At 40.3% G+C, this 25,989-nt stretch carries 22 protein-coding genes; 3 read left to right on the plus strand and 19 right to left on the minus strand.

Annotation, left to right across the window (positions count from 1 at the left end):
- Positions 1-15: 15 nt before the first annotated feature.
- From fabG to yceD, 6 genes are read right to left on the minus strand one after another with little or no spacing between them, the layout of a single operon-like run.
- Positions 16-753: a 3-oxoacyl-ACP reductase FabG gene (gene fabG / locus ACNKW3_RS00755; protein WP_427397372.1), complete on the minus strand. Its 738-nt coding sequence runs from the start codon at positions 751-753 to the stop codon at positions 16-18.
- 20 nt (positions 754-773) lie between these two features.
- The gene (gene fabD, locus ACNKW3_RS00760; RefSeq protein ID WP_427397373.1) at positions 774-1,673 is read right to left on the minus strand and encodes an ACP S-malonyltransferase; all 900 of its coding nucleotides are present in this window, start codon (positions 1,671-1,673) and stop codon (positions 774-776) included.
- A 17-nt stretch (positions 1,674-1,690) separates the two neighbouring features.
- Positions 1,691-2,650, minus strand: coding sequence for a beta-ketoacyl-ACP synthase III (locus ACNKW3_RS00765; RefSeq protein ID WP_427397374.1), 960 nt, complete (start codon positions 2,648-2,650; stop codon positions 1,691-1,693).
- 3 nt (positions 2,651-2,653) lie between these two features.
- Complete coding sequence (gene plsX / locus ACNKW3_RS00770) at positions 2,654-3,676, minus strand: phosphate acyltransferase PlsX (RefSeq protein WP_427397375.1); 1,023 nt, start codon at positions 3,674-3,676, stop codon at positions 2,654-2,656.
- Positions 3,677-3,686: 10 nt separating this feature from the next.
- Positions 3,687-3,857 (minus strand): 50S ribosomal protein L32, encoded by a 171-nt coding sequence (gene rpmF, locus ACNKW3_RS00775; RefSeq protein ID WP_427397376.1) that lies wholly within the window; start codon positions 3,855-3,857, stop codon positions 3,687-3,689.
- Positions 3,858-3,866: 9 nt separating this feature from the next.
- Positions 3,867-4,388, minus strand: a complete 522-nt coding sequence (yceD, locus tag ACNKW3_RS00780) for a 23S rRNA accumulation protein YceD (protein WP_427397377.1) — start codon at positions 4,386-4,388, stop codon at positions 3,867-3,869.
- A gap of 63 nt (positions 4,389-4,451) precedes the next feature.
- Between yceD and ACNKW3_RS00785 the strand changes: the two genes are divergently transcribed.
- Entirely contained in the window at positions 4,452-5,045 is a 594-nt protein-coding gene (locus ACNKW3_RS00785) for a Maf family protein (protein ID WP_427397378.1), read from the plus strand.
- A 691-nt stretch (positions 5,046-5,736) separates the two neighbouring features.
- Here the strand turns inward: ACNKW3_RS00785 and ACNKW3_RS00790 are convergent.
- The 9 genes from ACNKW3_RS00790 to ACNKW3_RS00830 form a co-directional block, all read right to left on the minus strand.
- Positions 5,737-6,966 carry a nucleoside recognition domain-containing protein gene (locus tag ACNKW3_RS00790; RefSeq protein WP_427397379.1) on the minus strand — a complete coding sequence of 410 codons (1,230 nt, stop codon included), beginning with the start codon at positions 6,964-6,966 and terminating at the stop codon, positions 5,737-5,739.
- A 75-nt stretch (positions 6,967-7,041) separates the two neighbouring features.
- On the minus strand, positions 7,042-8,157 hold the full coding sequence (locus tag ACNKW3_RS00795; protein ID WP_427397380.1) for a pyridoxal-phosphate-dependent aminotransferase family protein: 1,116 nt from the start codon (positions 8,155-8,157) through the stop codon (positions 7,042-7,044).
- A gap of 489 nt (positions 8,158-8,646) precedes the next feature.
- Positions 8,647-9,165 carry a gamma carbonic anhydrase family protein gene (locus ACNKW3_RS00800; protein ID WP_427397381.1) on the minus strand — a complete coding sequence of 173 codons (519 nt, stop codon included), beginning with the start codon at positions 9,163-9,165 and terminating at the stop codon, positions 8,647-8,649.
- Between the two features lies 1 nt (position 9,166).
- Positions 9,167-10,027, minus strand: coding sequence for an acyl-CoA thioesterase (locus ACNKW3_RS00805; protein WP_427397382.1), 861 nt, complete (start codon positions 10,025-10,027; stop codon positions 9,167-9,169).
- Between the two features lie 72 nt (positions 10,028-10,099).
- Positions 10,100-11,926: a protein kinase domain-containing protein gene (locus tag ACNKW3_RS00810; RefSeq protein WP_427397383.1), complete on the minus strand. Its 1,827-nt coding sequence runs from the start codon at positions 11,924-11,926 to the stop codon at positions 10,100-10,102.
- 6 nt (positions 11,927-11,932) lie between these two features.
- Positions 11,933-12,730, minus strand: a complete 798-nt coding sequence (gene rlmJ / locus ACNKW3_RS00815) for a 23S rRNA (adenine(2030)-N(6))-methyltransferase RlmJ (protein WP_427397384.1) — start codon at positions 12,728-12,730, stop codon at positions 11,933-11,935.
- A gap of 98 nt (positions 12,731-12,828) precedes the next feature.
- Positions 12,829-14,433: a dihydrolipoyllysine-residue acetyltransferase gene (locus ACNKW3_RS00820; protein ID WP_427397702.1), complete on the minus strand. Its 1,605-nt coding sequence runs from the start codon at positions 14,431-14,433 to the stop codon at positions 12,829-12,831.
- 9 nt (positions 14,434-14,442) lie between these two features.
- The gene (locus tag ACNKW3_RS00825) at positions 14,443-15,420 is read right to left on the minus strand and encodes an alpha-ketoacid dehydrogenase subunit beta (RefSeq protein ID WP_427397385.1); all 978 of its coding nucleotides are present in this window, start codon (positions 15,418-15,420) and stop codon (positions 14,443-14,445) included.
- Positions 15,420-16,607 (minus strand): thiamine pyrophosphate-dependent dehydrogenase E1 component subunit alpha, encoded by a 1,188-nt coding sequence (locus ACNKW3_RS00830; RefSeq protein WP_427397386.1) that lies wholly within the window; start codon positions 16,605-16,607, stop codon positions 15,420-15,422. Before ACNKW3_RS00830 ends, ACNKW3_RS00825 begins: the two co-directional genes overlap by 1 nt.
- 342 nt (positions 16,608-16,949) lie before the next feature.
- Between ACNKW3_RS00830 and ACNKW3_RS00835 the strand changes: the two genes are divergently transcribed.
- Positions 16,950-21,116, plus strand: coding sequence for a S8 family serine peptidase (locus ACNKW3_RS00835; protein WP_427397387.1), 4,167 nt, complete (start codon positions 16,950-16,952; stop codon positions 21,114-21,116).
- On the opposite strand, the gene ACNKW3_RS00840 is transcribed toward ACNKW3_RS00835, so the two are convergent.
- From ACNKW3_RS00840 to ACNKW3_RS00855, 4 genes are all read right to left on the minus strand, one after another.
- The gene (locus tag ACNKW3_RS00840) at positions 21,079-22,458 is read right to left on the minus strand and encodes an MATE family efflux transporter (protein WP_427397703.1); all 1,380 of its coding nucleotides are present in this window, start codon (positions 22,456-22,458) and stop codon (positions 21,079-21,081) included. The two genes, ACNKW3_RS00835 and ACNKW3_RS00840, sit on opposite strands and share 38 nt — an antisense overlap.
- A 122-nt stretch (positions 22,459-22,580) precedes the next feature.
- Positions 22,581-23,759 (minus strand): vWA domain-containing protein, encoded by a 1,179-nt coding sequence (locus ACNKW3_RS00845; RefSeq protein ID WP_427397388.1) that lies wholly within the window; start codon positions 23,757-23,759, stop codon positions 22,581-22,583.
- Complete coding sequence (locus ACNKW3_RS00850; protein ID WP_427397389.1) at positions 23,760-24,596, minus strand: AAA family ATPase; 837 nt, start codon at positions 24,594-24,596, stop codon at positions 23,760-23,762.
- Between the two features lie 154 nt (positions 24,597-24,750).
- Complete coding sequence (locus ACNKW3_RS00855; protein WP_427397390.1) at positions 24,751-24,876, minus strand: hypothetical protein; 126 nt, start codon at positions 24,874-24,876, stop codon at positions 24,751-24,753.
- 101 nt (positions 24,877-24,977) lie between these two features.
- Here ACNKW3_RS00855 and cysK point away from each other — a divergent pair, with 101 nt between their 5' ends.
- On the plus strand, positions 24,978-25,946 hold the full coding sequence (gene cysK, locus ACNKW3_RS00860) for a cysteine synthase A (protein WP_427397391.1): 969 nt from the start codon (positions 24,978-24,980) through the stop codon (positions 25,944-25,946).
- Positions 25,947-25,989 lie beyond the last annotated feature (43 nt).

A 25,989-nucleotide genomic window follows, 5' to 3' on the forward strand; every position in this document is an offset into this window, starting at 1 on the left:
TTTAGCAACAAACCATTAACTCATGTGCATACCGCCGTTCACATGGAGAGTTTCTCCGGTGATATAGGCAGCAGAATCTGAACATAAAAACGCCACTGCAGCCGCTATTTCTTTAGGATCACCTAAACGATTAGCTGGAATATCTTTAAATATAGCTTCTTTTTGTTCATCAGTAAGCGCTTTTGTCATATCGGTGTCGATAAACCCAGGCGCAACCACATTCACTGTTATGCCTCTGGATGCAATTTCACGGGCCATCGACTTACTAAACCCTATAACGCCAGCTTTTGCTGCAGCATAGTTTGCTTGTCCAGGGTTGCCTGTTGAGCCTACCACTGACCCCACATTTACAATACGCCCATGTTTCTTTTTCATCATGCCACGTAAAACCGCTTTCGAAAGTTTAAATATAGACGTGAGATTGGTTGATAAAATGTCATCCCACTCTTCATCTTTCATGCGCATTAGCAAGTTGTCACGGGTAATACCAGCATTGTTAATCAGAATGTCAGGAGTACCAAATTTTTCGGTAACTTCAGCTAACACCGACTTAATTGATTCATCGTCAGTGACATTTAACGCTAAACCTGTGCCATGTTCACCAATATATTCAGCGATGGCATTTGCTCCATTTTCTGTTGTAGCAGTGCCAATAACTGTAGCGCCTAAGGCGATTAATTGTTCGCTAATTGCTTTTCCAATACCACGGCTAGCACCTGTGACTAAAGCAACTTTTCCAGTAAGATCCAACATTGTTTTTCCAAATTTCTTTTTTAATTAAATGAAGATAATTCAAGTGATTTATTGATGCGTTTATTTAAACCAGTCAGTACCTTACCAGGTCCAACTTCAACAATCTTGGTTACCCCTTGTGCTGACAATGACTCTACTGTCTCCGTCCATCTAACAGGCATATAGAGTTGTCTTACTAGCGCATCTTGTATGCTTTCTGGGCTTTCGCAAATCGCCACATCCACATTGTTTATCACGGGAATACTCGGCGAGTGCCATTCAATGGACGCCAGTTTCTCGGCTAATTGTTCGGCTGCTGGCTTCATCAACATACAATGCGATGGAACACTTACCGCTAAAGGTAGAGCACGTTTGGCGCCTTTTTCTTTTAGCTGAGCGCCTGCAGTTTCTACCGCAGCCTTATTCCCTGCTATTACCACCTGACCAGGAGAATTAAAGTTTACAGCTGCAACTACTTCGCCAGTAGATGATTGTACTTCTGCACAAGTCTGTTTGATAACGTCATCATCAAGTCCGATAATGGCATACATTGCCCCAACACCTGCAGGAACAGCTTGTTGCATAAACTGCCCTCTCAGTTCAACCAGTTTAACGGCATCAGACAGTGTTAATACCTTTGCAGCGACTAGCGCGGTATACTCACCTAAACTATGACCAGCAAGAAAGTCAGGCGTGGCATTTTCTAATGTAAACACTTCATAAGCGGCAATACTTGCTGTTAGCAATGCCGGCTGGGTAATTTGTGTTTGATTCAATTTGTCTTCTGGGCCAGATTGACAAAGATCCCATAAATCATAGCCTAAAGCTTCACTTGCTAATGCAAATGTCTCTTGCACAATAGGATGTGTTTCTGCCAAACCGGATAACATACCTAATGATTGTGACCCTTGACCAGGGAAAACACACGCAAACTTACTCATATCTAAACCTTTTTATTTTAATATTTTACCAGTGCAGATGCCCAAGCGAACCCACCGCCAAAAGCTTCAAGTAACAAGTGTTGACCTCGTTTAATTCTACCATCTCTTATGGCAGCATCGAGTGCAGTAGGTACTGTTGCGGCTGAGGTATTGCCATATTTTTCTAGTGTAATGACCACTTGATCCAATGACATGTTCAACTTTTTCGCAACCGCTTTAATTATTCTAAAATTGGCTTGATGAGGAACCAGCCAATCTATATCAGATTTTTCAAGATTATTAGCTGTTAACGTTTGCTCAACAATTTCACTTAGTTTCGTGACAGCGACTTTAAATACTTCATTGCCTTTCATGACGCCCCAGTTTTCATGCACAGAAGCTTCATCTCCACGAGTTGGGTTACCCACATAAAGTAAATCTTTATAGGATCCTGCTGCATTAATATGGGTCGACAAGATGCCAGGTTCTTCACTCGCTTCGATAATTGTAGCGCCAGCACCATCACCAAACAAAATCACCATACTGCGATCTGCTGGGTCGATTAGTCGTGATAAGCAGTCAGTTCCAATAACTAAAACACGTTTTGCAATGCCACTTTTTACGTATTGATCAGCCACACTTAATGCATAACAATAACCAGCACAAGCCGCAGCCACATCAAATGCGGGAATATTGTCAACGCCCAATATATTCTGGATTTCACAGGCTGTCGAAGGTAACGCGTAACGCCCACTAGTAGTGGCACAAACTATCATGTCTATATCTGACGCTTTTAAACCCGCAGCTTCCAAAGCTTTTTTACTGGCTTGGGCACCCATGGTTGCAGCAGTTTCGTCTGCGCCTATGATTCGTCTTTCTTTTATACCTGTGCGGTCTGTAATCCATTCATCGGAGGTGTCCACCATCAGCTCTAAATCAGCATTTGTACGAACTTCTGAAGGGTAATAACTTCCCGTACCAATAAAGCGTGAAAACATTAATTAATGCTCCAATAGTTCTTGTTCTATTTTTGTTTTTATCCTGCTGGGAACCGACAATTCGATTTCAGAAAAGGCTTGTTTAATAGCAAAATAACAAGCATCTGAGGTCGCGTTCCCGTGACTTTTTATCACTATTCCGCGCAATCCTATCAGACTAGCACCATTATACTGGTCGGGGTTCATTCGTTGATATAAATTCTTTAACAGTGGCAACATTAATTTGCCTAATATTCGCGCAATAAAGGTTTGTTTAGTCAGCTGTTTTATTTCATGCACTACTAATTTGGCAATACCTTCACTGGCTTTTAACGCAATATTTCCGGTAAAACCGTCAGTCACCACAACGTCGACATCGCCAGCGAAAATATCATCACCTTCGACATACCCCACGTAGTTAAGATTCTGGCAACCTTTCAACAAAACGTCGGCATGCTTTATTACCGAGTTTCCTTTGATATCTTCCTCACCAACATTAAGCAAAGCGACCTTAGGATTCTCTACATCTTCACAGGATTGCTTTAATACAGCACCCATTACTGCATATTGCAATAAGTTTTCTGCATCACAATTAATCGAGGCCCCAAGGTCCAGCAACAGTACCTTTTTTTGTTGCATAGTAGGGAGTGAAGATACCAAAGCTGGACGAGAAATACCGGGTAAGGTTTTTAACACATAATACGCCATGGCCATTAACGCACCTGTGTTGCCGCAGCTTACACAACCGTCTGCTTGTTCTGAATTAACTAAATCCAGAGCTACTCGCATAGTTGAGTTTGTCATTTTGCGCAGAGCTGTTGCAGGTTTCATTTCCATATCAACGACTTGATCGCTAATTCTGGACATCAGTCTGTCGTGATATTCTTGAGGAATTTCATTGAATAAATTGTCTGCGGCTTCTTGAGTTGCGCAAACTATAAAAGATAACTGGGGATTTTCAGACAGCATTCGTCTGACAGCAGAAGAAAAAACATGGGGGCCGCGATCGCCCCCCATGATATCTAACGCTATTGTGACTTTAGACAACGCTTATGCCTTATTTGGCAATAACTTTTTTACCTTTGTAAAAACCATCAGCTGTCACGTGGTGACGGCGATGTGTTTCGCCAGAGGTTGAATCAACAGATAAAGTTTCTGCTGTTAACGCGTCGTGAGAGCGGCGCATGCCACGCTTTGCTCTAGTCTTACGATTTTGTTGTACCGCCATAGGTTACTCCTAATCTCGCTTAAGCTCTTTTAGAACCGCAAATGGGTTTTCACGCTCTTGTTCCGATGGAATTTCACCAAACTGCATATCTTGACTTTTCACTTTGCAATCTTCTTCTGCATGAAGCGCTACAATAGGTAAAGCCAGAATCAGTTCATCCTCCAACATTTGGAGTAGGTCAATTTCTCCGTGGTCATTAACCTCAATCGGTTCATAGGCGTCTGGAAGTAATTCAGCCTGCTCATCCCCCTGCACGGGGCTGAAGCAAAATTCAACCTCAATTTCTTGAGAGAATCCTTCATTACAACGCTGACAAATTAATTCAACTGTTACTTCAGCATTTCCTTGGAAGTAAGTAAGACCCTGCGCGTCTTTTGCAAACTCAACATTCACTAGGATATCTGACACAATTGACGCTACCGAGTCACTCAACCTTGGCATATCTGTAGCAACATACACGCCCTTATAACTGGAGCGTTTCTGTGCACTTTTATACGGATCTAGTACCTTTGGTAGTTTTACATTTGTCATAGCGCGCGCATAATATAGTGTTAACAGGCAAGAGTCAAAGATTTTAACTAAGTATTGGGTAATATGTCGCGTAAAATAATTCTAGGATCATCATCATCTTACAGAGCAAGCTTACTAAAACAATTGGGGGTAGAATTTGAACAACATTCGCCCGATATTGATGAGAGTAAACTGGAGGGAGAGACGCCGCGAGAAATGGCAACTCGATTATCAACCCATAAAGCCTTAAAACTACAACCTCTCTACCCTAATCATATAATTATCACTTCAGATCAAGTGGCCTATATTGCTGATAAAAAGAAATTTTTAAGCAAACCAGGTACTATAGATAATGCCATTGAGCAACTAACCTTATGCAGCGGAGCATTTGTTGATTTTTATACCGGACTTTGCATCCTGCCGTCCAATTTGCCAGAAGAAATGCGAGTAGAAGTGGTTAAATATCGCGTTAAATTTAGGTCACTTTCACAGCAAGAAATAAAAGGTTATGTTAAAAAGGAAAAACCGCTAAATTGTGCAGGGAGTTTTATGGTGGAAAATTTAGGCATTCACTTATTCGAGTCAATGGAAGGTAACGACTACAATGCGCTAATAGGCCTGCCGCTGATTGCATTGTCCAAACATTTAAGAGACTTCGGCATTAATCCTTTGCTTTAGAATAATCAGCTACTTGAAGTTTGTTATGGAAAAATTCAATTTTGAAGTAACGCCTAATGTACCTTGTTTTATTTAAAATCTGATCCCCATCAAATGCTTTATTATGTATATCAATCGCACAATTAAGCGGGCTAAGTTTCGCAAGCAATAGACGAGAACCGGTTGCCCTGTCTGTATTCACCCCATCGAACGATGAGAGTCCGATTGTAACTTGTTAGGATTCGTTGAAGCTTCGCATTGCCTTATAAAGTATTATAGTCATTAGGATCGCAAACAAATTTATGATAATGCTCACATCATAAATGGACCAAGTAACATTAAAACTGAACCCTAACGTAAGAGAAAACCCATAATTGGGAGTTTCGAATCCAAACATCTGAATAATATAAATCCAAAATGCGAATTTGATGAACCTAAAACTACCTTTGTGGATTTTATAAGCGACTAAGAGATTGATTAAATTTCTAAAGGTATTAGCAAAGCTAATAGCCAACCCACAAGTTCCATATCTGCTATTTGAGAAATATATAGATACAAACCACTTAGAGTTATTACTCCAAGAACACTTGAGGTTATCAATGCGATTATTGCAAACCGAGTGTACTTATTTTGAACCATTCCCTTTACTTCCAATGTGTGAGAAATCCAATGATTTTATAATCTACACGTCTACTTATGCCCACAAATACCATTAACCAAAGAACCAGTAAGAAACTAAGATAGCGGCAGTAATTCCGGCGAGATCGGCAACTAAACAGCATCCAACGGCATATCGACTATGTTTAACCCCTACTGCACCTAAATATACTGCTAACACATAGAAAGTGGTTTCTGTAGAGCCTTGTAAAACTGACGCCAATCGGCCTGCGAATGAATCAGCGCCATGGAATTGCATGGTTTCTATCATCAACGCTCTGGCACCACTACCACTCAGCGGCTTCATTAAAGCATTAGGTAAAGCGTCGACAAAACGGGTATCCATACCTAGATGGGCAACTACAAAACTAATACCATCAGTTGCCATTTCCATAACGCCACTTGCCCGTAACATGGCGATAGCTACTAACATAGCGAGTAAATAAGGAATAATTGAAATTGCAACGTCAAATCCTTGTTTTGCGCCTTCTACAAATAATTCATAGGTATTTTGTTTTTTTCTGTACCCCGCCACGAGCACAATTACGACAAAACTAAAGAGCGCGCAATTGGCAATCAGACTGGACTGCACTGATAGCTCCTGTGCTGCAAGACTTGAAAAATATAAAATTACCGTCGCCAGCAAACTAAAAATAATAACTAAGTAAGCCAGTATTATTCGATTGAATATGTTTATACCTTGCACTACGCAAGTAAAGATGAGACCAACAAGAGTTGATGCACTTGTTGCAAGTAAAATAGGAATAAATACATCTGTAGGGGATGCAGCCCCCTGCTCTGCTCGATATAAAAATACCGCGATAGGAAATAACGTGACTGAAGATGTATTCAGTACTAAGAACAGGATCTGCGCATTAGTTAAAGTGTCTTTAGTAGGGGTTAACGACTGCATATCTTGCATGGCTTTTATGCCAAAAGGCGTAGCCGCATTATCTAAGCCTAAAATATTGGCCGACATATTCATGGTTATGCTGCCAATTGCAGGATGATCTTTCGGGATCTCTGGCATTATGCGAGTGAGGAAAGGCGCTAACACTTTAGAAAATTTAGCAATTAAGCCAGAGTTTTCTGCGACCTTAAATATTCCGAGCCAAAACGCTAACAGACCAATAAGGCCAAGTGCAATTTCAACACTGGTTTTTGCCATGTCTGTAACAGCTTGCATAACGACCTCGAAATTTCCGAGATCGCCATTTACAAAGACGCTGTAACAAGTCGCTATAAAAGCGCTAAGAATAAATCCTAGCCAAATTTTATGTAACATTTGCCCTCTTTTCTAATTGTTTTAGGCGGACAGATGATTCGAGTTTACGGCAATATTACATAAAATTACAGTGCTTTACCGATTAAGTACGGTTTTTAAACTGGATACGCAATAGTCTACATTTTTTTGGTGACAACCACTGCCCATTAAACCGATTCGCCATACTTTTCCGGCGAGTTCACCTAAGCCTGCGCCTATTTCCAAGTTAAATTCATTAAGCAAACGTTGTCTGACGGCTGCATCATCCACGCCATCTGGAATATTAATAGCGTTTAATTGTGGTAAACGCGCATCCTCAGCCACGGCAAAGCTAAGACCAATGTCTTCAAGTCCTGTTTTAAGTTGCTGATGAAAATGCATATGTCGTTGCCAAGCGACTTCTAAGGTCTCTTGTTGCAACATGAGTAAACTTTCATGCAAAGCATAAATACTGTTGACTGGCGCAGTGTGATGATATGCACGTTTAGCGCCGGCACCCCAATATCCTAAAATAAGGTTTAGATCCAAGAACCAACTAGTCACCTTGCTTTTTCGATTGGTAATTTTATCTAACGCCGCCTGACTAAAAGATACAGGGGCAAGTCCTGGCACGCAGGATAAACACTTTTGAGTACCAGAATAAATAGCATCTATTTGCCATTCATCGACTAGCAAAGGAACGCCGCCTAAACTTGTTACAGCATCAACTATAGTTAAACACTCATACTGTTTTGCAATTTCACAAAGGGTTTTAGCATCGTTTAACACACCAGTGGAGGTTTCTGCGTGTACAAAGGCAACAATTTTTGTATCAGGGTTTGCTTTTAACGCTTGTTCTAACTTTTCTGGTGTTGTTTGAGCACCCCAAGCATCTTGAATATGAATAACGTCGGCGCCGAATCGCTCAGCATTTTCTTTCATTCTGCCACCAAACACCCCGTTTTGGCAGATAATGACTTTATCACCCGGTTCAACTAGATTCACAAAGGTCGATTCCATACCAGCAGAACCCGGTGCAGAAATCGGCATTGTCAGTCTATTATTGGTTTGCAGTGCGTATTGTAGTAATTCTTTGACCTCGTCCATAAGCTGAACAAAGGCTGGATCTAAATGGCCAATAGTAGGTCGACCCAATGCACTCAACACTCTGGGAGAAACATCTGAAGGACCTGGTCCCATTAAAGTACGAGTAGGAGGAATAAAAGATGCCATAACAAGTGCCCTTTTAAAAAGCGATTAATTAAATTGTCATCTTGCTAATGTACTATATAAATGAAGTGATAAGGAAAATGTCAGGCATTTTTTTTGTGAATGCCAATTGTGGATAACTTGTGAGTATTCTGTGGTTGGACTTGTATAAACTGTGCACAACTTTTCACTCAAGTTTTTGATTAATAAGTAATTTGCAAAATCAATCCCAGGTGGGTAAAGTGGTAAATATATGAATAGGAAAATTATTTTTAAAAATCACTTTAAATTTCTGCGAATTATGAGCTATTATGTAAGACCGGATTCTATTCGGTCTAATGCTTCTCCCAAGAGACATTAACGAACGATGTTATGATTATCTCGTGAAATTTTGGTCAACTGCTTTTTTAATTCATATGTTCGGAATTTTCAGTTAGCGCACGGCTCAGTAATGAGCCATTCCCCTAAGCCTGGAACATTTGTTCCGGGCCTTTTTCTTTTTAGACGTTAGAATTATTGTAATTCGAGATTCTCAAGAAAGTGTGCGGCATTTTCGCAGTAATGTTGCGCTGATTCTTCAAGCATTTTTGCTTTATCTTTATCTAATGTTTTTACGACTTTTCCAGGTGAACCCATTACCACAGAATAGTCTGGAATTTCAGCGCCTTCTGTTACCAGAGCATTAGCGCCAATAATGCAATAGCGCCCTATTTTAGCACCGTTAAGTACCACAGAATTTATCCCAATTAAGCTGTAGTCGCCAATAGTGCAGCCATGCAACATTACTTTATGTCCCACGGTAACACCTTTACCTATGCTCATTGGATAACCGTAGTCTGTGTGTAGCACACTTAAATCTTGAATATTAGTGTCTTCTTGAATATCGATTAATTCATTATCCCCACGAATAACCGTATTAAACCAAACACTGACACCTTTATGCAGTTTCACATTACCAATCACATGAGCACCAGGCGCTATGTATACAGAACTATGAGCTTCAACGCTCTTATCAGCTAATTTATACATCATCTTATTCTACTATCCTCACGAGACCTTCTTGCACCGCAGTCGCTACTAGTTGTCCATTTTGATCTAAAATTTTACCTTGCACTATGGCTCTGCCGTTGCCGCTAAAAGAACTTTCAATTTGATACATCATCCATTCGTCAAATTTAAAAGGTTTATGGAACCACATTGCATGATCAATGGTTGCCATGCGCAAACGCTTATCATAGGTTGCTAAACCATGTGCTAGCAATGATGTGCTCAAAAAGTGATAGTCAGACGCATAAGCTAGACTTGCTTGATTAATTGCCAACGAATCAGGCAAAGGATCTCTAGATTTTAGCCAGATTTTTCTAACTGGATCACTCTCTTGGGCGTCAAACCAATTATTTTCACCAATAGTGCGTATGTCTACCGGCTTATGGTATTCCAGTGCCTTACGCACTCGTTCTGAGATTTTAGTACTTTGCTTCTCGTACTCAATTAAATCTTGAGACACTTCTTCGGGCGGTGGCACTTCAGGCATTAGAGCAAACTGGTGAGTTAACTTACTTTCTTCAGGCTTTTGAAACGAAGCCGTCATGTAAAATATTGTGCGACCATTTTGAATTGCACGAATCCGTCTGGCTGAGAAGCTACGTCCATCACGAACATTTTCCACATCATAAACCACTGATTTTCCAGCGTCTCCGGGAAGCAAAAAATACGAATGGAAGGAATGGATAACTCTATCATCAGGCACTGTTTGATAAGCGGCCATTACTGATTGTCCCAATACTTGACCACCATACAAAGCCCTAAAGCCTAAATCCCAGCTATTACCTCGATACAGATTGTGCTCTAAAGACTCAAGGTCAAAAAGAGAAGAAAGTTTAACGTTTGCCAATGTTTCCTCTGATAGATGATTTATTCTTCATATGCATAGAATATCGTAAATTGTTCCCTAAGCGAAAAAAGTTTATCCATTATAAGGATTCTTAGGGTAAAACTTCGTTGGTTGTGATACCTGATGGCTAAAAAAGCGCGTGTCTTTATAAGGAAGTTTCATAAAACCGGAGATACCTAATCCTTCGATAGTAGGCACTAGGGATATAATTTTAGCAAGTAGACTTTTGAATAGATTTTCTTTTGTGTGATCGAGCAAAGTATAGTAATTGTGAATTTTTAAATGATTAGGCAAGGCTTCAAAAATAATGCAGCCTGTATGATGAATACTGTTCAATTCTTTTATGCAGTTTAGCATTTGGGTCGGCAATTTCAGTAGTTCGTCAGGATCTTCACCATCTTCAAAGTAGCTGTGCATGCGGCTTTCGTCTTCTGGAATTGATACTTTACTCATATCGTAGGGAATTGTGGTCTTGCCTGTAGGTTCAAAGGTTTGATTTTCATCATCTCTTTCAAAATGTAGGGTATTTTTGGCATTAAACATACAACATTTAAAAATACCCGTTCGATGAATAGCTCGCGCTAGCAAAATCACATTATCAACTGAACGGTCGAAGGATACTTGCAGTTCGGGATCATACAGCTTTAAGCTTGAATCGACATAGATCCCTTCCGCCTGCCAACGAATAGCTAGACCACCTACAACCGGGAATTTTCCAAGCCTACTCACCGATGAAATAAAGGCTTTTTCAGTGTCTCCCATGCCTTGTAGATAATTTTTATAATAACGTTCAAATTGTGCATCATCTATGTAATTTAATTCCTCTTCATTCACCCCTTCTTGCTGACGCAAAAATGATTTTCGAGAGCTATAAACTACGGTTTCTATGTCTTTAGTTTGCTGACTAATCCAAGTAGGTAATAAACAAACTTTCTTTTCATCGAAGATGGCTTTAAACACTATTCGCTTAAAATAGTGATAATTTTTAATTAAATAATCGCCCGCTTGTTCTCTTGTTTCTCGCTCATCACTCATTAGGGCTTGTAAGCACTCGGCTAGAGCTTGAGGTAATCCCAAAGATAATGGCGATATAGCCTTGCTACCAAAACGGCATGATTGGCCAGAAGCTAAAGCATAAAGAGTACTGGCTAAACCTTGCTCATCAAATCTAGGGGACGACAGTGCACCATTCAACTGATCTTCACCAATAAAATAAACATCACCAAGGCGAGCGTTGGTTTGATGAAGATCCCCTGACATCAAATCCATCACGTTGTCACCTACATACTGATTATTTGCATCAACTTGGGCAAATACGCAACTTCCCCAATCGATCAATGACAACTTTTCTTGGCTTTCATCCCAAACCAAATTAGAGGGTTTTATATCTCCATGCACAATGGGTTTAGCTTTATGATTGAATTGATTTTCACGCAGGGCCACTAGAATGTCACACAATTGAACGAGGATTTTAACTATTGTATGCGCTGGCAAAGGGCCTTTTTTAAGTGAATATTGTTCTAAGTCTATACCTTGCGCTCGTCCCATGACTAAAATTGACTGTCTGTTTACCCGCTGAAACTCTATCATTTTGGGCACGTTAGGGTGATTAACCTGAGACAGCATAAAAGCTTCTTCTTCCAGGCGATCCTGAATATGTTGTGGCAGGGTTATTTTAGAAAATTTAAACACATGGGCTTGTCCAGTAGGCGAAACACCTGAAAATGCAAAGCCAAAGGCGCCTTTACCAATTAATTCAACATCTGAATAACCCAGTTTAATTAGTTGTCGTTCGCATAATTGAAACCAGTCTTTAAGTTTCTTAGCATCTTTATGGGATAACAGATAAACAGATTGATCATCTGGAATGTAAAAATGCTTTAACTGGACTTTCGTCATGGATAGTTAAGCCGCAGTTCTATGCCAAACCAATTTGGATAAACCTTGGCCATTTTCGACTACGTTTTTATCTAGGATTGCCAGCATTTGTTCGAGATTATCAGCCAATTGATATGGCGGATTGATGATTAACACACCAGATCCATACATGCCGGCATTACATTCAGCCGGCGTGTTCAGAAGCTCTATACTAAAGGTTGGCTGATTATGAAAACTGGTCAATTCATCTACCATGGCTTGTGACAATCCAGCTTTAGCCACTGACACAACGTCTGAATTTTTATCAATGCGTTTATCTGCCAAAAGAGGATACCAGATCAAAAAAATGCCATTGGGCCACTTCTTGATTGCTGAAAATATAGCTTTTTCAACAGCGCCGTATTCGGTGGCATTTTCATAAGGGGGATCAATTAACACCAATCCTCTACGCGGCGTTGGCGGCATAAGCGCTGCTAGAGCTTCAAATCCATCTCTTTGATGAATATGAGCGTCGCGTTGGGCAAAGTTACGCAACTCTTGCACCATCTTTTGTGCTAATTCATTTAAGTGGACAGTATCTTGAGGTCTTTTTTTAGCCAACAATACTGCAGGTGAACCTGGATACAAACCCTGATTGACATAAGACTCAACTATATTTATATAATCATCTAACAAACTGGATTGCCCTTTCAAGGCCAATGTTTTCTTAAACGCTAACTCGTCTCGTTTAGCAATCACATCTTGATCCGTTAAAGAATAAGTGCCTTCTCCCGCGTGGGTATCAAGCATGAAAAAAGGTTTATCTTTTTCATGCAGTTTATTCAAAACAGCCAGCAAACATAAATGCTTGAGCACGTCCGCATGATTGCCTGCATGAAATTTGTGTTGATAACTTAGCAACTTATACTCACTATTGAGAAGACTTAGCGTAAGTTTATCAACATTTTTTCTGGCTGACTAAGGTAATCCATCCAAAGGTTATTGAACTTGACCATTGTCGCCCCATCAATAACCCTATGATCACCCGACCAACTTAGGTGCATGATATGTTTGGCTACCACTTTATCTTGCTCATCAAATCTCGGTAATTTTTGTGTTTTACCCAAAGCCACTATTGCAACGTCGGGTTTATTGATTATAGGCGTAGCTGTCATACCGCCAATAGCACCAATATTACTGATGCTAATGCTCCCACCTGATAATGCTTGATTACTGAGCTTCCCATCTCTTGCATCATTGATAATTTGGTTTAACTCAATGGCAATTTGTTTGATGGATTTTTCTTGGACGTTTTTTATATTAGGGACAAGTAGACCTATTTTAGAGTCAACTGCCAAACCAATATTATGGCTTGCTAAATAAGTGATTTCAGTTTCTTCTTCGTTTAATCTGGCGTTTATTTGCGGATATTGCGTCAATGCCAAAGATAATGCTTTGATAAAGAAAGGCATAAAACTCAGTTTAATATTTTCTCTTTCAAATTCTGGTTTTAATTTCTCTCTTAACTGTATCAATGCATCCATTTCCAATTCATCAGTAACAGTAAAGTGAGGGATACTGTAAACACTGGCTTTCATTTTTTTGGCCATTGCCGCCAATACGCCTTTTACCGGAATCACTTTATCTTCAGTTGAAGCTTCAGAAGAAGGGCTAGCAACCTTTTGAGTTGGTTGGTTAATTTGTTCTTTTTCAGTTGAGCTATTCGGTAAATTTTCGTTATGAATTACATCTTGTTTTAAAATACGGCCTTTTTTACCGCTGCCCGAAATGTCTGATAGGTTAATTCCTTGTTCTTTAGCTAAACGCCTAACCGCAGGACTTGCGATAGGTTTAGTAGAGTTTACTGGAGGCTCAAAGGCTTCTCCTTGCTTGTTGGATGAAACACTATCAATTCTTGATTGAGTGGTATTTCTATCATTAGCAGAGGATTGAGCGGGTGCTTGGGTGTTGTCACTAGAATCAACGCCGCGCAAGTCAAATAAAGGTGCATCGACTTTCGCGATATCACCTTGCTTATAATAAAGTTTATCGATTACCCCAGCGTGTTTTGCCGGAATTTCAACAACAGCTTTATCTGTCATTACTTCGACTACTACTTGATCTTCCAATACTTCGTCGTTTTCCGCTACATGCCACTTTACAATTTCACATTCAACGATGCCTTCGCCTATGTCAGGCAATATAAAGGTTTCAACGTTACTGCTTGCGGCTATATTGGCTTCCACTGCTTTACTGTTATCCTGAGCTGGCTGATTTTCAGTTCGCTCTTCGGTATTGCTAACAGATGAAGTATCAGTTTCCATGGCAAACAATGGGGCATGCACCTTTGCAATGTCACCTTCTTGATAATAAAGTTTTTTCACTACACCATCGTGCATTGCTGGAATTTCCACTGTTGCTTTATCCGTCATAACTTCAGCTACTGGTTGATCTTCTACTATTTGATCTCCTTCGCTCACTAGCCATTTCAGGAGTTCACATTCCACAATGCCTTCGCCGATATCGGGTAGAATAAAGTCTTGGTTCATCATATTCTCCTAATAATCCATTGTCCGACGAATTGCTTCATAGGTTTTTAAATGATCTGGCATGTATTCTTTTTCATGAGCAAGAGGATAAGGAGTATCTAAGCCTGTCACCCTTGCTATGGGCGCTTCTAGATACAAAAAGCATTCTTGTTGAATAGTTGCCGCAATTTCACTGGCGAAACCACCTGTCATTGGCGCTTCATGATTAATCAATAATCGACCTGTTTTAAACACTGATTGACAAACCGTTTCCACATCCCAAGGAAGAATACTTTGCAAATCGATAACTTCGCATGAAATCCCATCTTGTTCTGCCATTGACGCTGCTTTTTCGATGACTTCTACTTGAGCTCCCCAAGCCAAAAGCGTAATGTCAGAACCCGTTTTTACCACATCAGCTTTCCCTAAAGGTAAGGTATATTCTTCTTCAGGCACATCTCCTACTGCCGCTCTATAAAGTCTTTTAGGCTCCATAAATAATACCGGGTTAGGATCTTCGATAGAGGACAGTAAAAGCCCTTTCGCTTGATAGGGATTACGCGGAATAACCACTTTTAATCCAGGTACATGAGCAAAAAATGCTTCTGGTGATTGGCTGTGATAATGCCCGCCAGCGATTCCGCCGCCATAAGGCGTACGAATCGTGAGTGAACCACAACTAAACTGGCCACCGGATCTGTATCTAAATTTGGCGGTTTCATTCACAATTTGATCGAATGCGGGAAAAATATAATCGGCAAATTGAATTTCAGCAATTGCATAAGATCCCTGTGAGGCTAAGCCATTCGCAAAACCAATAATTCCTTGCTCAGTTAAAGGCGTATTAAAACAGCGTGATTTGCCAAATTTTTCTTGTAGATTCGAGGTTGCTCTAAAAACGCCACCAAAATGTCCTACATCTTCGCCAAACACCATAGCCGAAGGATGTTTTTGCATACTTAAAATTAATGCGTTATTGATCGCCTGTAACAAATTCATTTTTGCCATTATTTGTTACTCCCTGCAGTTTTAGGATAAGCCTCTGGGTATTTCTTGATATGGCTTTTTAATTCTTTTAACTGTTTTTCTAAATGCCAAGGCGGAGTATCGTAAACGTCGTTAATGATTTCATCTATCTCACAGATAGAAATTTTCTCTGCTACTTTTAAAGCGGCTAAGATTTCTTCTCTAGTTTTAGTTTTATAAGCTTCTAAAGCCTCTTTATCTAACCAATTCTTTTCTTGCATCCAAGTTTCAAAGCGAACAATGGGATCCCGTTCTGCCCATTTTTGTTCTTCTTCTTTGCTTCTGTAGCCGCTAGGATCATCAGAGGTCGAATGGGCGGATAATCTATAGGTCATTGCCTCAACCAACACGGGACAATTTTCTTCTAATGCAATCTTACGAGCTTGAGCTGTTGCCGAATACACAGCCAACACGTCATTGCCATCAACCCTTATAGTTTTAACACCATAACCAATCCCTCTCGAAGCTATGCCATCACCGGCAAACTGTTCGTCTGCTGGTGTTGAAATTGCGTAGCCGTTATTTCTGCAAAAGAAAACGCAGGGGCAATTCAGTACTGCAGCCATATTTAACCCAGCATGAAAGTCGCCTTCAGATGCTGCGCCTTCGCCAAAAAAGCAAATAGTTATTGCCGATTGTCCGGCCATTTTTTGCCCATAGGCATAACCTGCAGCTTGCGGAATTTGAGTGCCTAGGGGTGAAGACACTGTCATAAAGTTGAGTGCTTTATCACCGTAATGAATAGGCATTTGACGACCTTTGTTGGGATCGTCTTTATTACTAAACATTTGATTCATAAACTGCTGTGTTGTGTAGCCTCTATAGACTAGAGCGCCCTGCTCTCGATATTGCGACATGATCATATCTTGAGGTTCTAATGCTGCTGCGGAAGCTACAGTAGCTGCTTCTTCTCCAAGCGAGGCTAGATAAAAACTGATTCTACCTTGACGTTGAGCGCCGATCATACGGTCATCCAATAATCGCGTGTAATGCATACTGTTCAGTATTTTTTGTGCTGTATCACGATCAAAAAACTTCACTTTTTTGGGATTAATTTCAACTCCCTGTTCGTTTAACAGTTGCAACATTGGAATTTCTAAAAGTCCATTTTCAATAACACTGACGTTATGAGAAATTTTGACGTTAGAAAGATGGTTTCTATTTTGCATTAGCGTCTCTTAGTAACATGCTTGGTAAATAAATTGTCATCTTATTTACGTTTCATTTACATGTAATAGTAGTAGAGAAGTCCATATTTGGTTTTGCTAAATTTAGAAAGAGGATACACATTTTGGTGATGATTATTTCAATTACCTCAACCCAATTAGGATACTTGTCCTATTTATCGTTTTTTTGTATTGAAATTATTACATTTTCATAAAAAATTTAATTCACCAGATTCAAATTTCAAGGAAACTTTGCAACTTGTGTTAGTCTTAGTCGTAATTAATTAATCTTTTAAGAACCCGTTGCCGTTTGGCAACAATTTAGAGGGTCGGAGACCAATTTAAATGAAATATTTAGCTCTAATGGTGAGTGTTGCTCTAGCATCGACCAATGTTGAGGGTAAAATTAATGAACATGCATCCACAAACTTGGTGTTAAACGCCAACTCAGATCAAAAAACTCGGGTTATCAGGTCATTCCCAAATACGGAAAAAGCCACCAACCGAAATGTCACCTTTGAATATGAAGCCGAACTTAAAAATGGCGATTATATTTATATAATCGAATTGGAAGACGCTCCTGTTGCCGCAAACCAAAATATGGCCCAGTATTTGGGTAATAGACAAGCGGGCCAACAAAGAAATCAAGCTCAAATAAAATCTTATGTTGCTAAGCTGGAACAACAGCAACAGGTTTTAATCACTAATATTGCAAAACAAACTAATAGCCACAAAGTTGTTGCACAATATCATTATGCCCTTAATGGTATCGCAGTTCGAATGTCCCAAGAGGACGCAGCAAAGGTTGCGAAATTGGCTGGTGTTAAAAGTATTTCAAGAGATAAGATATATAAAAAGGATACCGACAGAGGCCCTGAGTTAGTTGGTGCACCTGCACTTTGGCAAGGCCAGGTTCCGTCACTTTTAGCTAATCAAGGTGAAGGAGTTGTTATCGGAGTAATAGATTCTGGTATCAATACTGACCACCCGTCTTTTGCGGAAATTAGTGGTGATGGCTACACACATACAAACCCTCTAGGTAGCGGGAATTATTTAGGAGATTGCGTCAGTGATGCTGATTTATGTAATGCAAAACTCATTGGCGTATATAGTTATCCCGATATAACTGATGCTTACGCCGACACAGATGTATTTCCACCTAATCTTCCTCAAAATGGAGAAGATTACGATGGTCATGGAAGCCATGTTGCGTCTACGGCCGCTGGTAACGTGTTGTTAGATGTAGCTGAAACGTTTCCAGAATCTGGCGCAGAAGAAAGTGATGGTGTTACCACCGAATTTACCTTTTCGCGTATCAGTGGCGTAGCACCAAGAGCCAATATTGTCTCATACCAGATCTGTTATCCAGGCTCAGAATCAGATGGCGATACCTATAACAGTTGTCCGGGGTCTGCCATTATTAAGGGTATTGATTCGGCAATTGCAGACCAAGTCGATGTTATCAACTACTCTATTAGCGGTGGTGGTAATCCATGGAATAGTTCAACTGAACGCGCATTCTTAAATGCAAATAACATAGGAATATATGTCGCCACATCTGCCGGAAATAGCGGTCCTAATCCATCGTCCAGTGAAAAAAATGCCCCATGGTATACCTCAGTAGCAGCAAGTGAACATGGTCGCCAAAATGCTTTTGTCAAAGAGTTAAACAACTTTACAGGTGGAAATTCAACGCCCCCGGTTACAAGTGGTCAAAGTAATTCTGGCAGTATTCGCGCCCCAATTGTTTATGCGGGTGACTTTGCAAATCCAAATGATCCTAACAATGATTCAGCGCAGTGTTTAGAGCCATTTCCAGCCAACACCTTTAGCGGTCAAATTGTGGTTTGCGACCGCGGCGAAATTGCTCGAGTAGACAAAGCGATTAATGTTGACGCAGGTGGTGCTGGTGGTTTTGTGCTGGCAAATGTTGATGGCGGAGATACATTTTTAGCCAACGACCAGTACGTCATACCTGGGATACACATTAAAGCGGCTGATGGAAACATCTTAAAGCAATGGTTAGCTTCTGGAGCTAACCATATGGCGACAATTACCTCTTCAACACGTAACCAAGCTATCGATCAGGATAGAGTTGATATTATTGCTTCCTTCTCATCCAGAGGTCCAAATGCAACCAATAGTACGTTAACTCCTACCCTGGCCGCTCCTGGTGTAGATATCTACGCTGCTTATGCTGATCAACAGTTTGGTCATGATGGGCACGAACCTGCCGCTGGCGATTTCAGTTATTTGCAAGGCACGTCGATGGCAAGTCCTCACGTTGCTGGTGCCGCCGCACTATTGAGCTCAATTCATCCAACTTGGACACCAGATCAAATTCGCTCAGCTTTATCAATGACAGCAAATTCGTCTATGCGTGCAAATGATGAAACAACGGATGCTGACTATTTTGATATGGGAGCAGGTCGAATTAGAGTAGATTTGGCTGCTCAGGTGGGTCTAGTATTAAATGAAACCTATACAAATTATTTAAACGCTAATCCTTCTTCAGGCGGAGAACCTAAAGCACTTAATATTCCTAGCATAACCGATGATGAATGTTTAGGTATTTGTACTTGGAGTCGAACTTTCACTGCCACTCAAGATGGTAGCTGGACGGTAAATTCCCAAGCATTTGATCCTGATCTCAACATCACGGTTTCGCCAACGTCTTTTGATATATTGGCAGGTCAAACACAAACCGTAACAGTTACAATTGATAGTTTAGCGACGACTAAAACAGAATATGTATTTGGCCAATTAACACTCAGTGCCAGTAATAGTCCTGACCTTAATCTACCTATTTCAATTTTATCAAGTCTTGGGGATGTGCCTACTGAAGTAAATTTCAGCGCATCTCGCTTAAATGACATGTATGTAATTGAAGATTTGGAAACTTTCTCATTAGCTGAATTTTATGCAACACCTTTTAGCTTAACCAAAGCGACAGTAGTTACAGGTGACATTGCGGAAGATACTGATAACAGTGATTATTTAGATGATTTGGACGATGGTGTTACAGTGACAGCCGTTGAAGTACCAGCAAATGCGAAACGCATCATTGCTAAAACAGTGGCTTCTACAGCGCCAGATCTAGATCTATTTTTGTTGTATGATGCAAACAATGACGGTTTCTTATCCAGTTCTGAAGAATTAGCCAGCAGCTTGAGTTCTAATCAATTTGAAGAAGTGATGGTTAATTTCCCTGAAGCTGGCACCTACTATGTTGTGGTGCAAAGTTTCTCCGGTTCAAATGCTGCTACTGATAGCTACGAAATGCACTATGCCGTAGTGACCGATCAAAATGACGGGAACTTACAAGTGGATGCGCCTAGCAGCGTGACTGAAAACACCCCATTTTCTATTGATTTACTCTATGATTTAGCTGAGGCAGAAGAAGGCGACGTGTTCTACGGCGCAGTTGGATTGTCGAACAATGAAACGAATCCAGATAAATTGGGCATGATAGATGTCAATTTAACGCTTTCCACCTTTGATACAAAAATTGATGGTACTCCGACTCGACTTGAGCCTAATGAAACGGCCTCTTTAAAAGTCTTAGTAAATGGAAACACAACGGCTGATACTCGTTCATATAGAATAGAAGTACCGCTACCCGCTAATACCAGCTTCTCCCAATTTACCACAGAAAATGATGGTCAAATGATAGGAAATAGTTTGTTTTGGGTTGTAGAGAAACTTCCGGGTGACACTACTACAACTGAATTAGATTTTGATATTCAACTGTTACCTGAACGAGAGCCAGGGCCAATTGAAGTCTCATTGCTCAGTGAATTGTTAAATCGTAGCTATACTAGTGTGTTAGAGCCTGCCCCTTTTACCAAATTACAGTTAGAAGGTGCTCCGAGCATAGCGGTACAAGGAAATGCGAATAACACCTTTGTTATGCAAGAGACAGAAACGTTAACTATTCCTGTAACTTTCACAGATCCTAATGATGATGAAATTACCGTTACTTGGACGCAAACCTCTGGTCCCACGGCAACAGTCACTCAAACCGCAAGTGGTGCAGATATTGAGGCACCATTTGTGGACACTGATAGTGTCATGAACTTTACAATACAAGCAGTAGATGCTTTTGATAACGCCACTACTGCTGATATCAGTATTAGCGTTACCAATAATGAGGCCCCAAGCATAACCACTATTACTGCACCAACATCAGGAACCGGCGGAACACAGATTAACATTAGTTTTAGTGCCACTGATCCTGAAAATGATGCGTTAACTTATAGCATAGGTGGTGTAAGCGGTAGCTCGAGGAACCTCACGTTGCCAACTACAGGTACCAGTGTTTCTTATGAACTGAGAGTGTCCGATGGTATTAATGTCACTATAGATAGAGTAACGATTTCTTTAACTCAGACAGCCCGTCCAAACAATAATAGTGGCGGCGGTGGTGGTGGTAGTATGGGTATTCTACTACTGACCATTGCTGGTCTAATGAGTGTTATGCGTCGCTATAGATACGCAAACGCCGTTGAATAATTAACACTCTGGCGGTCATTAATATGGCCGCCGTACTTAACCCGACGATAAAACCAAACCAAAATCCTTTTGCCGCCATTGGTTCTCCAAACCAATCAGTCAACCCAAGCACTACAGCTGTCGGAAAACCCACACACCAATAAGAAAATAAAGAAATTATTACCATAGCTTTATTGTCTCTATAGCCTCTTAGGGAATTAGCTCCTACCACTTGAATACAATCTGAAAATTGAAACACTGCGGCCAATAATAATAATTCTGCGGCCATTTGGATTACGGATGAATTACTGGTATATAAACTGGCAATAAAGTGTGCGCCCAAGACAGTAAAAGTAGCGGTAAAGCCCACCGTCGTAAACGTAAGTAACAATGCCGATTTATATGCATAGGAAGTCAGGTGCTTTTTATTTTCTCCCATTAAAAATCCAATACGAATCGCAACCGCCATACCGATTGAAAGAGGTAACATGAAAATAAGCGCACTGAAATTTAACGCGATTTGATGAGCCGCTACTGTATTGGCACCAAAAGGTGCTAATAATAAGGCCGCCAGTGCAAACAATGTTACTTCAGCCAAAAGGGTAAAGGCTATTGGGATTCCTAACCCAATTAACTGCTTTATTTTTTGCCATTTGAAGCGGCGAAAACCATGAAAAACACGGTATTGTTTTAACTCTGGTTTCATCATGGTGTAAGCGACTGTTGCTATGGCCATTATGTAGAATACCAACATGGTGGCGAGTCCACAGCCTGGACCTCCCATTTCAGGTAAGCCTCCAACGCCATTAATTAACATATAATTTGCCGGAATGTTAACGATTAAACCGGCAAACATAATCATCATAGTAGGTCGAGTTCTAGATAAGCCTTCACAGTAATTTCTAAACACTTGATAAACTGCAAACGCCGGCATGGAAAAGAACACATAGCCTATATAATCTAGCGTTTTGCTTTTTAATTCAGCAGACATATCTAAATAGTTGAGGACATTTGGTATAAGTGGCATTAAAAGTAACACAAGAATACTGACTATTAGGGTTAAATAAAGCGCTTGAAAAACCCAATCAGCTGCCATACTGGTCTTGTTTGCCCCATGAATTCTGGCAATTTGAGGGGTTAAGGCTAAACACAATCCTTGGATAAATACTAGAAATGGCAAGGTAACACCAAATCCAACTGCCACTGCAGCCATATCCATAGCGCTATACCGCCCAGCCATCACTGTATCAGAGACACCCATGAGAGTTTGGGTTACTTGTGCAATTAGCAATGGCCAAGTCAATACGGCTAATTTTTTGATTTCAACAAGGAACGCCCCTTTAGCTGGAGCCGCCTGATTCATTGACATTTAGCGTTGCTTCCCTTGGCCGGTTATTTATTAGAATTGTGTTTCCACTATATTCTTCGAACTTACGAATTGAGGTCTTGCGGGGGTGATAATATCGCCAAGTCAGGCTAAATCAATCATTTTTTTAATAAAGCTCGCATGCTATCGGTTAAGCCTTCGAGGGTTAATGGGAACATTCGATCTTGCATTAATTCTCGCATGATATGAATGGAAGCATGATAATGCCAATAGTTCTTTGGCTGTGGATTCAGCCATACAGCGTATTCAAAATGGTTAAGAATTCGTTGCATCCAGGTGGCGCCAGGCTCTTCATTCCAGTGCTCTACACTCCCACCTGGGTAGGTAATTTCATAGGGCCCCATAGTAGCATCGCCGACAAAAATCACCTTATAATCTCGACCGTATTTATGGATGATATCCATTACACTGATATCATTTTTGCCTCTACGTCTATTGTCTTTCCAAACACCTTCGTAAATACAATTATGAAAATAAAAGTACTCTATATGTTTGAACTCTGTATGTGCAGCACTGAATAACTCTTCACACAAATTGATATAAGGATCCATAGATCCACCAATATCAAAAAACAAAAGTACTTTAATAGCATTTCGCCGTTCAGGCGCCATTTTAACGTCTAAATATCCGCCATTTTTAGCCGTAGACGAAATTGTATCTGGAACATCGAGTTGATCACTAGCACCTGTTCGAGCAAACTTACGTAGTCGGCGCAAAGCTACTTTAATGTTTCGAGTACCAAGCTCAACATCATTCGAAAGGTTTTTAAATTCTCGTTTATCCCAAACCTTTACCGCTGAAAAATTGCGATTACCATCTTGACCAACTCTAACACCTTCAGGATTATAACCGTATGCACCAAAAGGCGAAGTACCACCTGTACCAATCCATTTATTGCCACCTTGGTGCCTTTCTTTTTGCTCTTCCAGTCGTTGCTTTAAGGTTTCCATGAGCTTATCTAAGCCACCTAAAGCTTCTATTTGCTTTTTCTCTTCGTCAGTTAGTACTTTTTCTAATTGCTTGGTTAGCCAATCTTGAGGAATTTCAGTATCAAAAATATTAATTGCTTGAACGCCTTTGAAATATTCGGCGAATGCACGGTCATATTTATCAAATTGACTTTCATCTTTTATTAGCAAGGCGCGTGACAAGACATAAAAATCATTAACGTCTCCGCTAATCACTTGTTTTTCTAACGCAGACATCAAATCCAGATATTCAGTGATACTGGTTTTTACCTGATGTTTTCGTAAGCAGAAAAAGAAATTAATGAGCATTTATCGTCTTGCCATAAACATGAGTTTTTCAAACAAATGAATGTCTTGCTCGTTTTTCAAAAGCGCACCATACAGTGGTGGTAAGGCATTTTTTTGCTCTTGATCTGCCAATACTTCCGGCGAAATATCGTCTGCGACTAATAATTTTAGCCAATCGATTAGCTCTGAGGTAGACGGTTTTTTCTTTAAACCACCAATTTCTCTCAATTGAAAGAAGGATTTTAGCGCTTGGTCCAAGAGTTGTTTTTTCAAATTAGGAAAGTGCACATCGACTATTTGCTTCATTTCATCTTCGTTAGGAAAATTAATGTAGTGGAAAAAACAACGGCGCAAGAATGCGTCTGGTAGTTCTTTTTCATTATTTGAGGTAATAATGACTATGGGCCTTTGTTTGGCAGCAATACGTTCTTGTGTTTCATACACAAAAAATTCCATGCGATCTAACTCTAGTAATAGGTCGTTTGGAAATTCGATATCTGCTTTATCGATCTCGTCAATCAACAAAACGGGGCGTTTTTCTGCGGTAAACGCCTGCCACAATTTACCTTTGACGATATAGTTTTTAATGTCTTTAACTCGCTCATCACCTAGCTGACTATCACGCAATCGAGACACTGCGTCATATTCATACAAGCCCTGCTGGGCGCGTGTTGTAGACTTTATGTGCCATTGAATCAAATCAGTATTTAAACTGGAAGCCAACTCTTCAGCCAACATGGTTTTGCCCGTGCCAGGCTCACCTTTTATTAATAATGGTTTCTCCAACGTAATGGCGGCATTGACCGCCAATTGAAGTTCTTTTGTCGCAATATATTGTTGAGTTCCGGTAAACGCCATTTTCTTTCCAATTATTCATTAATAACATATAGCAAAAAAACACTTTCGTTTTTTGGCATAAGGAATAAGCTTAACACTGTAACATTTTACGATCTTTACAAAACTAAAGATTATGAATATTTGCGTTTAAATAAAACTAATGGCTCTGTTCTCGTTAACTTATGAAATAATCTGATGTATAAGGCTTAAAGAAGGTAGCAGTGCCATTTGAAAGACGCTGTAAACCCATCCATGGGCGCTCTACGAAATCATCCATGATTTCGAAGCTTTCAAATGGCACTGCTACCTTCTTTAAGCCCAAGATTAATAGTATGTGTTATTTCATAAGTTAACGAGAACAGAGCTAAGCTAATAGCAAATGATTTAAAGGATAACATCATTATGAGCACATTTGACGACTCTTCACTTTCAATCGGTAATACTCCACTGGTTAAACTTAATCGCGTCTTAGATGGCGCTAATGTTTATGCCAAAATAGAAAGCCGTAACCCCAGCTTCAGCGTAAAGTGCCGTATTGGCGCAAACATGATTTGGGATGCTGAAAAGAAAGGCATTCTGACTAAAGACAAAGAAATTATTGAGGCTACCAGTGGTAATACGGGTATCGCACTAGCTTTCGTTGCCGCTTCACGAGGCTATAAAATTACCCTTACTATGCCTAGCAGCATGAGTTTGGAAAGACGTAAATTATTAAAAGCCCTTGGTGCCAACCTAGTGTTGACTGAGCCACCAAAAGGAATGAAAGGCGCAGTAGCTAAAGTACAAGAATTAATGGATGCAAACCCAGGTAAATATGTACCTATGAATCAGTTTGAAAATCCTGCCAATCCAGAAATTCATGAAAAAACCACTGGTCCTGAAATTTGGGAAGCCACCGATGGCAAAGTTGATGCCTTTATTGCCGGTGTTGGAACTGGCGGTACCTTGACCGGTGTTTCTCGTTATTTGAAAAATACTAAAGGCAAAGCGATAACTACTGTGGCAGTTGAACCCGAAGATTCACCAGTGATTACCCAAGCATTGGCAGGTGAGGATTTGACGCCTGCTCCACACAAAATCCAAGGCATAGGCGCAGGTTTTATTCCTGGCAACCTTGATTTATCATTGATTGATGAAGTAGAAAGAGTCTCTAATGATGACTGTATGGAAATGGCTCGCCGTCTTATGAAAGAAGAAGGCATTTTGGCGGGGATCTCCTCAGGTGCAGCAGTTGTTGCAGCGAAACGCTTTGCAGAACGCCCTGAAAACAAAGATAAAACCGTGGTAGTTATCTTGGCCAGTGGTACTGAACGTTACTTAAGTAGTCCGTTGTTTGCGGGTGAGTTTTCAGAATTAGAAGAAGTACAATAAAGGACTTCCATTTTTGATAAGTTTGAAGGGGCTTTAACGCCCC

Source organism: Glaciecola sp. 1036 (genome assembly GCF_050306235.1).
In the GTDB taxonomy this organism is placed as follows: domain Bacteria; phylum Pseudomonadota; class Gammaproteobacteria; order Enterobacterales; family Alteromonadaceae; genus Glaciecola.

Excerpts from the sequence above, each read along its gene's own strand:
- ACNKW3_RS00800 (WP_427397381.1), bottom strand. The coding sequence starts at position 9,165 with ATGATGTATAAATTAGCTGATAAGAGCGTTGAAGCTCATAGTTCTGTA.
- ACNKW3_RS00835 (WP_427397387.1), top strand. The coding sequence starts at position 16,950 with ATGAAATATTTAGCTCTAATGGTGAGTGTTGCTCTAGCATCGACCAAT.
- ACNKW3_RS00795 (WP_427397380.1), bottom strand. The coding sequence starts at position 8,157 with ATGGCATCTTTTATTCCTCCTACTCGTACTTTAATGGGACCAGGTCCT.
- ACNKW3_RS00790 (WP_427397379.1), bottom strand. The coding sequence starts at position 6,966 with ATGTTACATAAAATTTGGCTAGGATTTATTCTTAGCGCTTTTATAGCG.
- cysK (WP_427397391.1), top strand. The coding sequence starts at position 24,978 with ATGAGCACATTTGACGACTCTTCACTTTCAATCGGTAATACTCCACTG.
- rpmF (WP_427397376.1), bottom strand. The coding sequence starts at position 3,857 with ATGGCGGTACAACAAAATCGTAAGACTAGAGCAAAGCGTGGCATGCGC.
- ACNKW3_RS00840 (WP_427397703.1), bottom strand. The coding sequence starts at position 22,458 with ATGAATCAGGCGGCTCCAGCTAAAGGGGCGTTCCTTGTTGAAATCAAA.
- fabG (WP_427397372.1), bottom strand. The coding sequence starts at position 753 with ATGTTGGATCTTACTGGAAAAGTTGCTTTAGTCACAGGTGCTAGCCGT.
- ACNKW3_RS00830 (WP_427397386.1), bottom strand. The coding sequence starts at position 16,607 with ATGCAAAATAGAAACCATCTTTCTAACGTCAAAATTTCTCATAACGTC.
- ACNKW3_RS00765 (WP_427397374.1), bottom strand. The coding sequence starts at position 2,650 with ATGTTTTCACGCTTTATTGGTACGGGAAGTTATTACCCTTCAGAAGTT.
- ACNKW3_RS00785 (WP_427397378.1), top strand. The coding sequence starts at position 4,452 with ATGTCGCGTAAAATAATTCTAGGATCATCATCATCTTACAGAGCAAGC.
- yceD (WP_427397377.1), bottom strand. The coding sequence starts at position 4,388 with ATGACAAATGTAAAACTACCAAAGGTACTAGATCCGTATAAAAGTGCA.
- ACNKW3_RS00825 (WP_427397385.1), bottom strand. The coding sequence starts at position 15,420 with ATGGCAAAAATGAATTTGTTACAGGCGATCAATAACGCATTAATTTTA.
- ACNKW3_RS00850 (WP_427397389.1), bottom strand. The coding sequence starts at position 24,596 with ATGGCGTTTACCGGAACTCAACAATATATTGCGACAAAAGAACTTCAA.
- ACNKW3_RS00845 (WP_427397388.1), bottom strand. The coding sequence starts at position 23,759 with ATGCTCATTAATTTCTTTTTCTGCTTACGAAAACATCAGGTAAAAACC.
- ACNKW3_RS00810 (WP_427397383.1), bottom strand. The coding sequence starts at position 11,926 with ATGACGAAAGTCCAGTTAAAGCATTTTTACATTCCAGATGATCAATCT.
- fabD (WP_427397373.1), bottom strand. The coding sequence starts at position 1,673 with ATGAGTAAGTTTGCGTGTGTTTTCCCTGGTCAAGGGTCACAATCATTA.
- ACNKW3_RS00820 (WP_427397702.1), bottom strand. The coding sequence starts at position 14,433 with ATGAACCAAGACTTTATTCTACCCGATATCGGCGAAGGCATTGTGGAA.